Annotated in this window: 14 protein-coding genes; 8 read left to right on the top strand and 6 right to left on the bottom strand. The window is 68.0% G+C overall.

The annotated features are described in order from the left end of the window. Positions 1–37: 37 nt before the first annotated feature. The gene (locus tag NQZ70_RS01015) at positions 38–1,627 is read left to right on the top strand and encodes an IS1182 family transposase (protein WP_129572542.1); all 1,590 of its coding nucleotides are present in this window, start codon (positions 38–40) and stop codon (positions 1,625–1,627) included. A gap of 4 nt (positions 1,628–1,631) precedes the next feature. Continuing rightward, a complete protein-coding gene (locus NQZ70_RS01010) occupies positions 1,632–1,883 on the top strand; it encodes a deaminase domain-containing protein (protein ID WP_257792761.1) in 252 nt (83 codons plus the stop codon). A 67-nt stretch (positions 1,884–1,950) separates the two neighbouring features. Here the strand turns inward: NQZ70_RS01010 and NQZ70_RS01005 are convergent, their stop codons facing one another. Then, entirely contained in the window at positions 1,951–2,145 is a 195-nt protein-coding gene (locus NQZ70_RS01005; protein WP_129572540.1) for a hypothetical protein, read from the bottom strand. A 564-nt stretch (positions 2,146–2,709) separates the two neighbouring features. On the opposite strand from NQZ70_RS01005, the gene tnpA (NQZ70_RS01000) reads away from it, so the two are divergent. The 3 genes from tnpA (NQZ70_RS01000) (at position 2,710) to tnpC (ending at position 5,141) form a co-directional block, all read left to right on the top strand. Then, positions 2,710–3,051, top strand: a complete 342-nt coding sequence (gene tnpA, locus NQZ70_RS01000; protein ID WP_129572539.1) for an IS66 family insertion sequence element accessory protein TnpA — start codon at positions 2,710–2,712, stop codon at positions 3,049–3,051. After that, the gene (gene tnpB, locus NQZ70_RS00995; RefSeq protein WP_129572538.1) at positions 3,048–3,419 is read left to right on the top strand and encodes an IS66 family insertion sequence element accessory protein TnpB; all 372 of its coding nucleotides are present in this window, start codon (positions 3,048–3,050) and stop codon (positions 3,417–3,419) included. Before tnpA (NQZ70_RS01000) ends, tnpB (NQZ70_RS00995) begins: the two co-directional genes overlap by 4 nt. Before the next feature lie 126 nt (positions 3,420–3,545). Continuing rightward, positions 3,546–5,141, top strand: a complete 1,596-nt coding sequence (gene tnpC / locus NQZ70_RS00990; RefSeq protein WP_237245644.1) for an IS66 family transposase — start codon at positions 3,546–3,548, stop codon at positions 5,139–5,141. 576 nt (positions 5,142–5,717) lie between these two features. Here tnpC and tnpB (NQZ70_RS00985) read toward each other — a convergent pair. Together tnpB (NQZ70_RS00985) and tnpA (NQZ70_RS00980) are read right to left on the bottom strand one after the other, a co-directional pair. After that, positions 5,718–5,927, bottom strand: coding sequence for an IS66 family insertion sequence element accessory protein TnpB (tnpB, locus tag NQZ70_RS00985; RefSeq protein ID WP_129572536.1), 210 nt, complete (start codon positions 5,925–5,927; stop codon positions 5,718–5,720). Continuing rightward, positions 5,924–6,265: an IS66 family insertion sequence element accessory protein TnpA gene (gene tnpA / locus NQZ70_RS00980; protein WP_129572535.1), complete on the bottom strand. Its 342-nt coding sequence runs from the start codon at positions 6,263–6,265 to the stop codon at positions 5,924–5,926. The genes tnpB (NQZ70_RS00985) and tnpA (NQZ70_RS00980) overlap by 4 nt, the downstream gene beginning before the upstream one ends. Here tnpA (NQZ70_RS00980) and NQZ70_RS00975 point away from each other — a divergent pair. The 3 genes from NQZ70_RS00975 to NQZ70_RS00965 are packed head-to-tail and all read left to right on the top strand — an operon-like array spanning position 6,252 to position 7,723. Beyond that, positions 6,252–6,524 carry a hypothetical protein gene (locus NQZ70_RS00975; protein WP_165373736.1) on the top strand — a complete coding sequence of 91 codons (273 nt, stop codon included), beginning with the start codon at positions 6,252–6,254 and terminating at the stop codon, positions 6,522–6,524. The genes tnpA (NQZ70_RS00980) and NQZ70_RS00975 overlap by 14 nt on opposite strands. Before the next feature lie 12 nt (positions 6,525–6,536). Continuing rightward, entirely contained in the window at positions 6,537–6,938 is a 402-nt protein-coding gene (locus NQZ70_RS00970) for a mCpol domain-containing protein (RefSeq protein WP_129572533.1), read from the top strand. Next, complete coding sequence (locus NQZ70_RS00965; protein ID WP_129572532.1) at positions 6,935–7,723, top strand: hypothetical protein; 789 nt, start codon at positions 6,935–6,937, stop codon at positions 7,721–7,723. The genes NQZ70_RS00970 and NQZ70_RS00965 overlap by 4 nt, the downstream gene beginning before the upstream one ends. A gap of 356 nt (positions 7,724–8,079) precedes the next feature. Here the strand turns inward: NQZ70_RS00965 and NQZ70_RS00960 are convergent, their stop codons facing one another. The 3 genes from NQZ70_RS00960 to NQZ70_RS00950 all read right to left on the bottom strand — a co-directional run bounded on the left by NQZ70_RS00960 (position 8,080) and on the right by NQZ70_RS00950 (position 14,279). After that, the gene (locus NQZ70_RS00960) at positions 8,080–9,237 is read right to left on the bottom strand and encodes a toll/interleukin-1 receptor domain-containing protein (RefSeq protein ID WP_165373735.1); all 1,158 of its coding nucleotides are present in this window, start codon (positions 9,235–9,237) and stop codon (positions 8,080–8,082) included. Positions 9,238–9,516: 279 nt separating this feature from the next. After that, positions 9,517–10,749, bottom strand: coding sequence for a toll/interleukin-1 receptor domain-containing protein (locus NQZ70_RS00955; RefSeq protein WP_129572530.1), 1,233 nt, complete (start codon positions 10,747–10,749; stop codon positions 9,517–9,519). Positions 10,750–11,303: 554 nt separating this feature from the next. Beyond that, entirely contained in the window at positions 11,304–14,279 is a 2,976-nt protein-coding gene (locus NQZ70_RS00950; RefSeq protein WP_129572529.1) for a hypothetical protein, read from the bottom strand. Positions 14,280–14,487 lie beyond the last annotated feature (208 nt).

Here is a 14,487-nt window from a genome sequence, read left to right as displayed (position 1 = left end):
CCGGGCCATGATCTCGTCCGCGGCCGGAGGTTCACGGATGGAACGATGGTCGCCGCCGGTGGAGCTGTCGCGGCAGGAGCAGTCGCTGATGAAGCGGCTGACACGCGTGAGAGCCCTGTTCGGCTTTCTCAGGCTGCACCGGCACGAGCTGTTTGATGAGACGTTCCAGGAGCAGCTGGAGGGCATGTACCGGATGACGGGGGCAGGCGAGCCGCCGCATCCGCCGGCGCTGATGTGCATGGTCACGCTGCTCCAGGGCTACGTCGGCGCATCCGATGCCGAGGCGGTGGAGCTGTCCGTCGTCGACCTGCGCTGGCAGATGGTGCTCGGCTGTCTGGGTGCGGCCACGCCTCCGTTCTCGCAGGGCGCGCTGCAGGCGTTCCGGGAGCGGATGGTAGCGCACGAGATGGACCGAGTGCTGCTGGAGCGGACCGTGGCGCTCGTTCGGTCCGGCGCGATGACGGAGGGCGAGAGGCGTGCGGTGTCCAAAGCGCTGCGCGTGGCCATCGACAGCCGCCCTTTAGCGGGGGCCGGGCGGGTTGAGGACACGATCAACCTGCTCGGCCATGCTGCGCGCAGCATCGTCGGCGTCGTGTCGAAGATCACCGGGCGTCCTGCCGAGGAGATCTGCCGCAAGGCGGGCATCCCGCTGCTTCTGGCGCCCAGCATCAAGGCCGGGCTCGACCTCGACTGGAGCGACCCGAAGCAGAAAGCGGCGGCGGTCCAGATCCTGGAGCGGCAGGTCTCGTCGCTGCAGCAGTGGGTGGACCGGCATCTGGACGACGTCGTCGAGCAGCCACTTCGCACCTATCTTGATGCGCTCACACAGGTTCGAAACCAGGACCTGGAAACAGCCGAGGATGGCACGATTCGCATCCGGCAAGGCGTTGCGCCCGACCGCCGTGTCTCCATTGAGGATGTCGAGATGCGCCACGGCCGCAAAAGCCGCTCGAAGCGGTTCGACGGCTACAAGGAACACATCGCACGCGACCTTGACCTTCCCGTCATCGTCGCCTGCGCCGTCACACCAGCGAATCGGCCTGAAGAAGAGGGCGCCGCGCCGCTCGCCGAGGACGTCCAGCATCAGGGGCTACGTCTGGTCGAGCTTCACATCGATCGCGCCTACGTGAACAGCCCGGTCGTTGACGACGTGCTCCGCGCGGGCGGCCAGGTGTTCTCGAAACCTTGGGGCCAGCGGGCTCGCAGCCCCGGTTTGTTCAGCAAGCGCGACTTCAAGATCGACCTGCGCGCCAAGACGATCACGTGTCCGGCAGGACAGGTCGAGGTATTCGAACCGGGCGACACGGTCGAGTTTGATCCTGAGGAGTGCGGCGCGTGCCCTCTGCGAGCTAAGTGCACCCAGGCCGCTTCCGGACGAGGTCGGACGGTATCGATCGCCAAGGACGAAGCCCTGCAGCGCAAGTTCCGGAAGCTGCAGCAGACCGGGCCGGGGCGCGAGGTGCTCCGGCAGCGGACAGCTGTGGAGCATGCGCTCGCCCACATCGCAGCGCGGAAAGGACACAGCGCGCGCTACATCGGCGCCAGGAGAAACCTGTTCGACCTCCGCCGCGCAGCGGCGATCCAAAACCTCGAAGCGGCCCAGCGGCTGATGCAGGAGGCGGCGTAAACCATTGGAATTAGATGGTTTTCAACATGTTCGGCGCTCTAGCACGAAGCGGTCGATGGATACCGATGCCGAGTACAAGGCATTGTCAGAGCTCGCGCGACAACTCGATGCAGTACCGATGCTGCAGAGAGTGGGCGTGGTATACCTCTTCACCGAACTTCAGCCGTGCGCTAGCTGCGGGAGCGTAATCGCGCAATTCCAGGAACGGTTTCCGCTGGTGTCGATTATCGTGCAATTTGACCATCCGTTCCCGTAGCTCCAAGAGCAACTTGTTCTCTAGAGCGGTTTTCTGTCGGATTTGGTACAAACCTGTCCCCTCGGGTTCATTGAGCATCCGTGCCGGGCAGACTGCGGGAGCTACGATCGGACGGAGCACGGCGCCGCGGCGTCCCGCCGCGCGCGGATGAGATGTGCACGGTGGTGTGGTGCAACCCGAGCTGGCCGGCGATGGTGCCGATGGGCCACTTCTCGCCGTGGTAGAGGCGCAGGAGCTCCGCCTCCTTCTCTTTGGTGATCACCGCCCCCTCCCGTCACGGCGCAGGCCCTCGTGGGACGCGGGGAGCGCGTCGGTGAACAGCTGGCCGAGCACGTCGCTCGCGCAGGGCCTAGGGCGGGAGCCGCGCTCCGCAGAGCGAGCAGCGGCCGACATCTTGGATTCGATCGTCATCGTTGTCCTTTCGGCCGGAGGAGATCTCCGGCGCGACCTGGGCCGTCGACGCGGCCGCGGCTTCCGTCACCATGTGATGCGTCACTTTCTGCGCGGAGAACTTGTCCCGCTGCCGGTCGCGGTACCGAGCCTGACGAGCGGCTTGGAGGCGGCGAGCGCGAGGCCGGGTGCGGTAGGCGGCGGCGGCGCGGCGGAGCGACTCACGACGCCGGAGCGGGCGGCAGTCGATGCAGAGGTGCTGGCCGCGGTCGCAGCGCCGGCAGAGTCGAAGCTGGACGCGGCAGCGGGTGCAGAGGGCGAGGCGGTAGGCGGACGAAGGCAACGGGCTCCATGCCGCCGCTTTCGTACGCGTTCTGCGGACCCCATCCTGTCTTCGAGCCTCTGCGCCGCTTAGAAACCGGCGCTGGAGGTGTCGATGGACGAGAGCACACGCACCTGGCGCGACCGCGTGGCGCGCTGGCACAAGAGCGGGCACTCCGCCCGCGTGTTCGCGGAGCAGGAGGGGGTCAACGCCGGCACGCTGTACTCCTGGAGCCGCCGGCTGGGCATGAAGCGGAGCGAGTACCGGCAGCGCTCGGAGAAGGCGGCGCTGCCCGCGCTGCTGCCCGTGGTCGTCGCCCCGGCAGGAGCCAGGACGCCCTCGTCGAGCGCGGCGCTGGAGATCGTCTTTCCGGATGGTGCGGTCATCCGAGTCCCGCCGTCGTTTGACGAGGACACGCTGGCACGCGTTGTTCGTGCGCTCGGGGGGGCACGATGATCCCGGGCCGCGTCGCAATCTACGTGGCCACCGAGCCGCTCGACTTGCGCCGGTCCTTCGATGGTCTTGCTGCCGTCGTGCGCGAGGTGCTGCGGCAGGACCCGCTCTCCGGAGCGTTGTTCCTCTTTTTCAACCGGGCAGCCGACCGTGTGAAGGCCCTGTGGTGGGACCGCAGCGGATACTGCCTTCTCTACAAAAGGCTGGAGCGCGGGACGTTTCGCGCTCCGCGTGCGGTCACGCCGGGAGCCACGAGCGTCGTCATCGACGCGGCGGAGCTGGCGAAGATCCTCGAAGGCATCGCCCTTCCACCTTCGAAGCTGCGGCGAGAGGTTCGCCTCGCCGCGGCTTCATCGCCTCCGGCCCCCTGATCGGACACGACAGCCTCGCGCTCTCACGCGCAGCGCCCATCGCCGCATTCCCGCCAGAGCCCATCATTTTCCTGCAACAACCCCTTCAAAAAGCGGCGATCCACAAGGTATCACCGCGTCGTGAGCATGTCGGTCGAAGAGCAGATCCACGAGCTGAAGGACAAGCTCGCGCGCGCCGCCCACGAGCGGGACGAGTACCGTAAGCTCTACGAGCTCGCCAGTATCGAGCTGGAGCGGCTTCGCCGACACATCTTCGGCCAGAAGGCCGAGCACGTCGACCCCGGGCAGATGCAGCTCGCCTTCGACGCGATCCTACAGATGCTCGCGGGCGCAGGTGCGCCGCCCGACGCGGGCCCAGCCAGCTCGCCGCAGGGCGGTGGCGCAGCACCAAGCGGCTCATCCGGAGGCGGCGACAAGGGGCGCATCGTCCGCCCGCACGGACGGCAAAAGCTGCCCGAGCATCTGCCGGTCGAGCGCATCGAGCTGTTGCCGCCGGAGGTGCAGGATGAGCGCGCAACCGCACTTGTCCGCATCGGCGAGGAGGTGTCGGAGACGCTGGAGTGGCGGCCCGCGAGCTTCGTACGGCTGCAGATCGTCAGGCCGAAGTTCGCGGTCAAGGGCGAGCCCGAGCAAGGCATCACCATCGCAGACGTTCCCGACAGCCCTATCCCACGCTGTCTCGCCGGCCCGGGCTTGCTCGCCCACGTGCTCGTGAGCAAGTACGCCGACCACCTGCCGCTTCACCGGCTGGAGAAGATGTTCGAGCGGTGGGGCCTTCACCTCTCGCGCTCGACGCTGTGCGGCTGGGTCGCCTCGTGCGCCGACAAGCTCAAGCTCATCGTCGCGGCCATGGCCGACGACGCCCTGAGCGCGCATTGCATCGCCATCGATGCCACGGGCGTGCTCGTTCAGGCGAAGGACAAGTGCCGGCGGGGCCACTTCTGGGTCCTGGTGGCGGACCGAGATCACGTCCTGTTCCGCTTCACGCCGCACCACAATCAGGGTGGTCCCAAAGCGTTCCTGCGCGGCTACAAGGGCTATGTCCAGGCGGACGCATCGAATGTGTACGATTTGCTCTTCCGCACCGAGCAGGTGACCGAGGTCGGTTGCTGGGCTCATTGCCGCAGGCACTTCTTCGAGGCGATGAGCTCCGACCGGGAGCGGGCGACGACGGCCATCGGCTTCATTCACCAGCTCTACACCATCGACAAGGCGACCAAGGAACAGCCTCCGAGCCGTCGAACGGAGCAGCGTCGGAAGGCCGCCGAGCCCGTGCTCGATGCGTTCCGCGGGTGGCTGCAGGCGCAGGACCTGCTCGTGCTGCCGAAGAGCCCCATCGCCATCGCCGTCGGCTACGCGCTCAACCAGTGGGCCGCGCTCACCCGCTTCCTCGACGATGGTCGGCTCCGTCTGGACAACAACCGGAGCGAGCTCGAGCTTCGCAGAGAGGCCGTCGGCAGAAAGAACTGGATTTTCGTCGGCAGCAACGACGGCGCCGAGTGGAACGCCACCATCGTCTCGCTCATCGCCTCCTGTGCGCTGCACGGCATCGAGCCCTGGGCTTACTTGCGCGACGTGCTCATCCTGCTGCCCACTTGGCCGCCCGAGCGTTTCATTGAGCTCGCTCCCAAGTCCTGGAAGCAGACCCTCGAGCACGCCGATGCTCGGCAGCGGCTCGCGGCCAGTCCGTGGCCCCGCGCGCCGGCTGCGACGCCCAGCTGATCGCGGCTCCCCCTCGTCGGCCACCGCCGCCTCCTTGCCGGCCGCCGGGCGTGCTGCTCGCCGGCCTGGGCGTGCTGGCGCGACCTCGTCGACGACGCTCGCCCTGTCGGCGCGTGGCGTCCGGCACCTTCTCGGCAACGCCGGCTCCGGAGCAGCATCGGCCGCTCTCGGCTTCGTCGTGCGCCGGCGGACGACCACGCTGGCCGCGGCGCCGGGGGCCATCGGGCCTTCCGCTCGCTGCCGGTCACCGCCACGCTTTTCCGTAGGCCGCTCTCGCTCTCGCATCGCACCGCGAATCTACGGCGCCTGCCCGCACCCCGCGAGAATGGGGTCTACAGCACGGATACCCGCTTTCTGGACCTGGAGCCCGGCTTGTGGTGAAGGAGGGGGACTCCGAAGGCGGAGCTCCAGAAGGCTCGAGGGTGGCAGCCCTCGGGCCTTCAACTTTTCGGCGGGCGCAACGTCTACGCCGCGGAGGCGAACGCGGCCCAGATCGGCGCGGGGGTCGGCGGTGAACGGTGAACGCCGGCGATCACGTGGCCGCGGTCTTCACCGATCGGACGCGGGACGCGAGGATCACTGACAGTTGTAGAGCAAGCAATATCCGCTGCGGTCCCACCACAGGGCCTTGCAGCGGTCGGCTGCCCGGTTGAAAAAGAGGAACAGCGCTCCGGAGAGGGGATCCTGCCGCAGCACCTCGCGCACGACGGCGGCGAGACCATCAAAGGACCGACGCAGATCGAGCGGCTCGGTGGCGACGTAGATCGAGACACGACCCGGGATCATCGCATGCCCCCGAGCGCACGAACGACGCGCGCCAGCGTGTCCTCGTCGAACGTAGGTGGTACGCGCACGACCGCACCGTCCGGAAGGACGATCTCCAGCGCCGCGCCCGGCGAGGGCGCCGTCGCGCCCGATGCGGCGACCACCACCGGGAGCAACGCGGGCACCGTCGCCTTCTCCGAGCTCTGCCGGTACGCGCTCCGCTTCATCCCCAGTCGGCGGCTCCAGGAGTACAGCGTACCGGCGTTGACCCCCTCCTGCTCCGCGAACACCCGGGCGGAGTGCCCGCTCTTGTGCCAGCGCGCCACGCGGTCGCGCCAGATGCGTGTGCTCTCGTCCATCCACACCTCCGGCGCGGATCTCTACGCAGCGCAGGCGCTCCTGGACAGCATGCTGGTCGCCGAACGGATACTCCGCCAGGTCGAGCTCGCGGAGCCCGGCGTCCCACAGGTCGAGCTCGCGGAGCTTGCCGTCCGCCAGGTCCAGCTCGCGGAACTCGGGCTCGGCTTGGTCGAACTCGCGGAGCTTGGCGCCGGCCAAGTCGAGCCTACGGAGGTCGGCGGGGGCAGCAGCGTTGCCGTCAGCCCCCCCGTTCGGTAGTATGGCGAGCCGATGGTGAATCATAGTGAACGCACCTCCGATGTGATGCTGTGGCTGCGCGCTGACGGCGACGGCGTAGGCGACCGGCTAGAGCTTGCGCTGCTGGACAACGAAGCGGTGCAGGCGTCCCAGCTGAGCCACCTCCTTCAAGAGGCCGTGGAGGAGCTAGCTCGCACGATTCGTTCATGGCAAGGGGCAGAGGTTCTCTTCGCTGCGGGTGACGAGGTGCTTGCGTGTGTGCCACGGGACTCGCTTGGCGATCGCCTGCTCGAGGACCTCAGAACGTCCTTCAAAGTTCGGACCGGCTGTAGCCTGAGCGTAGGCGTCGGCTCGGATCCGCGTTCGGCCACGTTGGCACTCCGTCGCGCGAAACTCCTTGGGAAGGATCGCGTCAGCTTTGAGGAAGCACGGTGAGAGCTCCTGGCAAGGCCAAAACACTGGTCGTCTTTGTTACATCGGACAGGGCAGATCCTTACGTCAATTGCATAACTTACGCAGTTGAGCGTCTTCGCATCGGACGAATTGAAATGGTCCGAATTGCCGAACACGGCTACGTAGGGGAGATTGGAGACGCTGGGTACCTTTCTGATGTCTTGCGCCGTGTTACGGGACAGCTTCGCTCCCTAAGAGACGGGCACTACCTAAAGCACAACGACAGAAGTGGTCAGGAGGTGCAAAGTTTGCTTGTTGCCGACACGAGAAAGTCGTACGATAGGGCGTTTGGTGTTGTCGAGACGGCTACTGCTGCGGCCACGATAAAGCTGTCGGATCTTCGCGAGGAGTTGCGTGCTCGAGCGAAGGCGGGCTGCGTGTTTGACGTTACTGCGCTGAAGAATAATCTGCTGGTGGACGTCGTGCTGACGCTCGTGGCTCTGCATAGTAGCGAAATCTACTCGTTTGAGCTGAGAAAGAGGCCTGTTTACGATCAGCAGGATCTCTATCACGCGCTCTCGGGTGACGACTATACGTACCGGAACTTGACCGAGAGCGATCCTGTGTCGGCGGCCGTTCAGAGAATTCGTAGATGGACGATTGGTGGGCAATTCTACCTGGTCCTTGTAGTTGTGGTGCTACTTGTTGCTGTCGCTTCCGGCTTTGTCGTGGACTCGCCCGAGACGGCGGCGGTGATCAGTAAAGTGGCCGACGTTGTGAGTATATTGGCGCTCTTAATCCCGATCGTCAGGCAATACGGAGACTGACCGCCCTTGCCGGAAGCATCGCCTCATCGTGTTCGAGACCGCGGAGCTCGGCGCCCCCAGGGTCGAGGCCGCGGAGCGCGGCGTCCCCTCAGGGCCGAGCTTGCGGAGCGCGGCGTCCCCCAGGGTCGAGCTCGGGACGTCAGCATCCCCAAGCGGCTGGCATGCGTCCTGCCCTACCGCGCAGGCCGTCGGGAGGGCTGCCCCCCGCGTACGCGTTACCATCGGACCAGTCCGCGAGAACCCATTCCATCAGTCCCTCGACGCTCGCGCCTGAGCGTCCGACCCGTTTAGGACCGACCACTGGACGACCGGACGTCGCCCCCGCCACTCTCGGCGCTGGACCGGTTCCGCCGCTGCTATCCATTCTCGATGTCCCCCGGCTCGATCGTCTTCTTCCTGAGAGCCCGGATGAGCTTCTGCAGCCCGGCCTGGAACTTCGCCTCGTCCTCGTTTGCTCCTTCGAAGTCTGCCACGACGCGGTCGCGCACGGCCTGGGCGACGTCTGCGTTCTTCGGCTTCCAACCGGTGAACACGTAGTCGTCAAGCCGGATCGGGATCAGGTACGAGGCGCCGCCATCCCGCGCCTCACGGGTGAGGATCTCCTCAAGCTCGTTCAGCACGCCCTTGCGGTCGAGCGAATCCTTCGAGCAGATGAGGATCACGCGGTCGTGCTCGTTCACGCCCTCTCGCATCATGCGGTGGAGTTTCTCTCCTGGCTCCGCGTGCTCGGGGAAGAAGAACGTCGTGACCCCGTTGCGGTGTAGTGCCTCGTAGAGCTTGCGCGCAAAACGTTCGTCCGGTGCACCGTAGCTAATAAAGGTGGATTGTAGCATCTTGAACACGTCCGTCTTGAGCGAGAGGGCACAGTCAACCATGTACTCGACGAAGACCTCCGGCATTCCCGTTCTGGTTAGGAATTCTTTGAGGTTCGGCGCGCGGAGAGAGCGAAGGATGGCCTTGTGATCGACGTAACTTGGACCACTATGACCGGCTGGTGGGTCGGCAGTGCATAGCGCGGTGAGATCGACATTCAGCAGCAACGTGCCATGTAGGCGCGCGTGCCGAAGGTCCGCTCCTCGGAGGTCTGCCCCCTGTAGATTTGCGTCCTCGAGGTTCGTGCCGAGGAATTTCGCGCCCCGGAGGTTCGCGCCCTGGAGGTTCGCGCTCTGGAGCTGCGCGCTAGACAGATCCGCGTCCTGGAAATTCGCGCGCTGTAGGCGCGCATACCGAAGGTCCGCTCCTTGAAGGTTCGCTCCCTGAAGGTTCGCGTCCCACAGTCCGATGCCCAGAAGCAACGCGCCCCGGAGGTCCGCGCCGTGAAGGCTGGAGTGATTGAGGGCCGCCCTGCAGAGGTTCGCGCGCGATAGGTTCGCGCCCTGGAGGTTTGCCTTCTGGAAGTTGAGGTCCTCGAGCCGCTTACCTTGGAGGTTCGCGCCCTGGAAGTGCGCCTCTTGGAGGTCCCCCTCCTGGAGGTTTGCGGGGTAGAAAAACCTTTCACCTGCCTCGTAGCGCAAGAGTAGCTGCTCCACGCTCGCGACCGGCGGCCCCAACGTTATGCTGCGCTGCGTCCCCACAGCGCGCCAGGATCGCCGAACGCCTGGCCCTTGTCCACAGCGCAGAGATCGTCGCGCCGGGCCGCTGAGTATGCTCGTCGAGGCCCGAGCACCGCGAAATAGATCGAGCGCGCCCGAGGTTCGGACCCTGCTCGGGACGAGCACAGGGCACCGGGAGATCGCCCCTGCCGCCACGGGCGGGCGTAGGCGCGCTCAGCAGTAACGTCCGCGTAGGCGCCGCTACCCCTTCCCGACGTCCGCGCCCTCGACGGTCTTCTTCCTGAGAGCCCGGATGAGCTTCTGCAGGCCGGCCTGGAACTTCGCGTCGTCCGTCTCGGCCCCCTCGAAGTCGGCCACCACGCGGTCGCGCACGGCCTGGGCGACGTCCGCGTTCGGCGGCTTCCAGCCGGTGAACACGTAGTCGTCGAGCCGGATCGGGATGAGGTACGAGGCGCCCCCGTCTCGCGCCTCTCGGGTGAGGATCTCCTCGAGCTCGTTCAGCACGCCCTTGCGGTCGAGCGAGCTGCGGGAGCAGATGAGGATCACGCGGTCGTACTCGTTCACGCCCTTCCGCATCGTGCGGTGGAGCTTCTCCCCGGGTTCCGCGTGCTCGGGGAAGAAGAAGGTCGTTACCCCATTGCGATGCAGAGCTTCGTAGAGCTTCCGTGCAAAGGGTTCGTCCGGTGCGCCGTAACTGATGAAGGTGGATTGAAGTATCTTGAACATGTCCGTCTTTATAGCGAGGGCACAGGCTACATCGTATTCAACAAAGACCTCCGGCATGCCAGTGCGGACCAGGAAGTCCTTGAGATTCGGTACGCGGATAGAGCGGAGGATGCTTTTATAGTCGACATGGCTCGGGCCTTCATGGCGAACTGATGGGGCGGCAGCAGATAGCTGAGTGAGGTCCACGTCCAGTAACAGCGTGTCGAAAAGGATCGCATCGCAAAACTTCGCCGTGCTGAGGATTGCGCTCGTGAAGATCGCGCCGGAGAGGTCCGCGTCGGAGAGATTCGCCTCGGTGAGGTTCGCCTCGGTGAGGTTCCCTTTGAAGACGATCGCGCCGGTGAGCTTCGCGCCGGAGAGGTCCGCGTCGGAGAAATTCGCCTCGGTGAGGTTCGCGTCGGTGAGGTTCGCCTCAGTGAGGTTCGCCTCAGTGAGGTTCGCGCCGCGGAGTTTCGCGCTGGTGAGGTTCGCGCCGCGAAGGTCCGCACCGCAGACGTTCGCGCCGCGGAGGTTCGCGCTGGTGAGATTCGCGCCGGTGAGGTGCGCGCCGTGGAGGTTCGCGCCGGAGAGGTCCACACCGGAGAGGTCCGCCCTGGTGAGGTTCGCGCTCGTGAGATTCGCGCCGCGGAGGTTCGCGCCGGAGAGGGCCATGCCGGAGAGGTCCGCGCCGGAGAGGTCCGCGCCGAAGAGGTCCACGCCCGGAAACGCCCATTCTCCCGCTGCCTGGCGCGTGAACAGATCCTGCACGCTTACCAGCCGCTTACCCCCGCCGTTGGTGCGCCGAGTTCCCACGGCTTGCCAAGATCGCAGCACGCCCGGCCCTCCGTCCACTATCGCGGAGGTCGTCGCGCCGGGCTGCTGGAGCGATGCCCGCGCCCCTCGCGCTCAAGGCGGCGTCAGCCGGAGCGCAGGGGCGCGCTTGGGGATCGCGGCCAGACGAGATCGGCCACGCCCGGACTCCGCCCCCGGCGAGAGCGCGTCCAGCAGCCCCGAGGAAAGGCCGCTCTCCTGCCGGACGACCAGAGCCGTCGGCGCCCTCGCCAGACTCAGGACGGCGGCCCTGCGAGGCGGGACGGGGCGTCGCCTCCGCGGCCGGGGAGCCGGGGCGCGCCCCGCCGGCCGAGGGGTGGTCGGAAAACCCCCTGGAGCCGACCGGCCCGGAACCGGGCACCGAAATGTCCGATCGGACAGCGAGCTGGCCGCAGATGGTCGGAAAACCCCCTGGGGCCGAACCCATCCAGGAATGCTGCAACCGTGCAGCCTGGTTGCGTAGGTGGTCGGAAAACCTCCTGGATCATGATCTATGATCCAGGAGGTTTCCCGACCACGCTGGGCAGCGGGCGGCCGATGTCGGCGGCGAGCTTCCGGAGCTCGGCCACGAGCGCGCCCGGGGCGCCGCGCTTGCCGGTCAGGTAGTCGGTCAGGGTGGCCCGCCCGATGTCGAGTGCCTTGGCCGCGGAGTTCCGGCCGCCGGCCTCCTGGACCAGGCGGCGCAGCTCCTCGACGGAAACGCCGCGCTCGTTCGTCGGCCGGCCTCCGGCATCCTCGACGATGGTGAAGTCCTGCCAGCCGCTCGGAACCACCGACCCCACGTGGAGGGCCCGCGCTGGGCGCGTCCGGTGGACCGTCCGGAGACGGCCGTGCGCCTGCTCCAGCTCCGCCGCGCAGAGCGCCTCGTATCGAGCGTCCCAGTCCGGCAGCCCCAGGAACTCGGCCTCCCACCGGGCATCCGTGAGCTGCGGCCACGGATCCCCGAGCGTCACGAGCGCGTCGTGGTCGCGCCAGTGATCGAGCCCCTCGATCGCGCCGTAGTGCCCGAGGTCGGGCGACTCCGGCAACCGGGCCAGCTCCGCCCCGAGTGCATCGCGAAGCGCATCGAGCTCGGGGCGGCTCTGCCCTGCCTCGACCCACCGCTGCGACACGTCCTGCCCGAGGGCGGCCCGCAACACGAGCTCCACGAGCCGCAGGGTCACGAGCGCGACGCGGCGGGTGGACTCGTCCCGCAGAACCCAACGGACAACGGCGCGGACGGCACGCACCAGGCTTGCCCCGCCCTCGATGCGACCACGTGGAGCCCAGGCGTTCCGGGTGGCGCGCGTGCGCAGCATCTCGCGGCGGACGGGAGCACCATCCTGTGCATGCGCTTCGGTGACTGGCGGCCTGTACCCGACAACGTGCTCGTAGATCGGGAGGTGCAGCCGAGCGTTCGCATCCGCGATCACGACGGCGCCGGACCGGCGGAGCGCCTCGAGGAGCTGGACGTCGGGCAGCGTCAGGACGAGCACGCGGCGGTCGCGGCGCTGCTCCAGGCGTGCGATCACCTGCTTCGGTTCGGATGTCAGGCCGAGCCAGACCAGGCGGAGCACGCGCGACGCTGCCCCGATCTGCTGGGCGAGGGCCAGGCTCCGTCGAGCCGCGAAGACATGCGCCCGTCGCACAGGCGGAGCGGTGCCCCGGTGACCCTCGTCGAACGCCGCGCGCGCCGCTTCTAACGCGTCCGTCGCTCCGGTCGCCTCGTAGGCGTCGGTCAACAGGTCCTGGTCGACGCGCTCGACAGCGCGCGCGAGCGGCCCGGGCTGGTCCAGGGGCCCCGCGTCGATCCACGCCGCAACGGCGCGCAGCGAGACGCGCATCGCCGCTGCATAGCGCGCCTCGAAGGCGCCGAGCCCGCGCTCGGCCGCGAAGAACTCCTCGACCGTGAGGACCTCATGGACGAGCACCGCGGGTGGTTCGTCGATGACGAGCTCGCCGGTTGCCCCGGCGGCCGCCGAGAGCTGCCCGAGCAACGCATGGGGACCGACGATCACCCGGGCATCGTCCGGTCCCTCGACGCCGCCGCGGGCACGGCACGCCGAGGCGAACTCGCAGGGCTCACGCCCCCGTCCCTCGCAGAGCTCCCAGGGGATCGACTGACCACCGCGGGCGAGCGCAACGCCCTGGTCGTGGAAGCGGCACTCCGGGCTGCCGTCCTCACGCCGGACGGAGAGCGGCCCGAAGAGGCGCCGGACTGCGACGCCTCGCGCCTGGAGCCGGCCCGCGACCTCGATGGCGAGCCGCTGCGTCGGGACGGAGATCGCCGTCTTGCTGTGCGCCGGGGCGCGCTTGCCCTGCACAGCCTGGGACGCGTAGGCCTTTCTGGCGCGCTCGCAGGCGACGACGATCGCCGCCTCGGTCTTGCCGGTGCCGCAGCCGGCCACGACGACCGAAAGCCCGTCGGGCGCTTTCTGGAAGGCACCCTCGAGCCGCCGGCGTGCCTCGTCGGCCGGGACGATTTCGCGCCGCAGTCCGACCGGCGACGAGCTCGCTCGCAGGAGCGCCCGCGCAGCGGGAGGCAAAGCGCGCAGCACGTCGGCCTGCGTGCGCCCAGCGCAATGCCCGTGCGAGCAATGCCACCATCCGAGCGGCCGGCCCGGGCCTGGTCCGAAGAGCACGGTGCTGGAATCGAAGTCCCGCCCGACGGTGTGCTCCGTGCGCCAGGGGCAGAGCACGGCGCGCTTGCCGGCGCCCAGAGATGGCCCAAGCCACCCCGTCGCCTCGAAGGCGCGTGCGAGCGGCGAGCCGTCGACGTCGCCGGACGGGCCGAGGGCACCGGTGCTCCGCCGACGACCCCGGGCGCGGGTCCAGTCCGGCGCGGGGGGCGCAACCGGGCGCATGCGCTCCAGGTGCACGATCGGCGAGCGGTAGTCGCGTTTCCCGCGCCGCACGTGCGGCAGGCGAAAGTGCCGTGTCCAGTCGCGGCAGGCCGGGTCGGGATGAAGCCCAAGGCGTTCGAGCTGCCCGAGCCACGCGGCGAGGACGCCCTCGGCTTGGTCGATCGGGACGGGGCGCGCCAGAGGCTGGACGATCCGGCGGCCGTGCGCCGTGTAGTAGACCCCCGCAGTTTCGAGCCGTTCGTCCTGCTCCGCGGCGAGCGCGAGGAGCTCCGGCGTCCACTCGCAGTGTCCCGGGTTGTCCACGTCGGCGAGGAGCGCCTCGAGCGCTAGCGTGAAGCCAAGCCGGCGAACGAAGTCCAAGCCGGCCTTGTTCACCCGGGGCTGCCTGACGAGCGGTGCACCGTGCTCGTCGCGGAGCACGTAAGGGACGAGATGCGCGTCGGTGTTGTACGTCTCCACGAGCGCGTTACCGAGGTCCATGACGCGGTAGGCCGCCTCGACGCCGACGCTTCCGTTGCGGTGCTCGCGGCAGTTGGCGGCGCTTCCCCGAGGCGCCCGCCAGTCGTCGGCGTCGCACTCGACGCCGTACGCGTGCCGCGTGGGGGCGACCGCGACGAGGGGCACTCAGACCCCCTGAGCGGGCGCGGAGAGCTCCAGGCGTGTCGAGCAGGCCCCGCCGCTTGAGCGCCTACGAAGCCCGCACCATGCACAGGGCGCCACGGCGGTGCCGCACCGGAGCCAACGAGCACCAACCTCGCCGGCGGGGCTCCACGTGACGATCTCGGCGCAGCGTGCCGGCCCCGCGGGCGGCTCGAGTTCTGCCAGCGCCAGT

This window comes from Sorangium sp. So ce836 (genome assembly GCF_028553905.1).
In the GTDB taxonomy this organism is placed as follows: domain Bacteria; phylum Myxococcota_A; class Polyangia; order Polyangiales; family Polyangiaceae; genus Sorangium; species Sorangium cellulosum_D.
Note: the sequence above shows the minus strand (reverse complement) of the source record. Positions and strands in the feature narration are given on the sequence as shown.

What these genes read in the sequence shown, in the direction of transcription:
- tnpB (WP_129572536.1), bottom strand. Translation starts at nt 5,927, where the DNA reads ATGATCCCGGGTCGTGTCTCGATCTACGTCGCCACCGAGCCGCTCGAT.
- NQZ70_RS00970 (WP_129572533.1), top strand. Translation starts at nt 6,537, where the DNA reads ATGGTGAATCATAGTGAACGCACCTCCGATGTGATGCTGTGGCTGCGC.
- tnpB (WP_129572538.1), top strand. Translation starts at nt 3,048, where the DNA reads ATGATCCCGGGCCGCGTCGCAATCTACGTGGCCACCGAGCCGCTCGAC.
- tnpA (WP_129572539.1), top strand. Translation starts at nt 2,710, where the DNA reads ATGGACGAGAGCACACGCACCTGGCGCGACCGCGTGGCGCGCTGGCAC.
- tnpA (WP_129572535.1), bottom strand. Translation starts at nt 6,265, where the DNA reads ATGGACGAGAGCACACGCATCTGGCGCGACCGCGTGGCGCGCTGGCAC.
- NQZ70_RS01015 (WP_129572542.1), top strand. Translation starts at nt 38, where the DNA reads ATGGAACGATGGTCGCCGCCGGTGGAGCTGTCGCGGCAGGAGCAGTCG.
- tnpC (WP_237245644.1), top strand. Translation starts at nt 3,546, where the DNA reads ATGTCGGTCGAAGAGCAGATCCACGAGCTGAAGGACAAGCTCGCGCGC.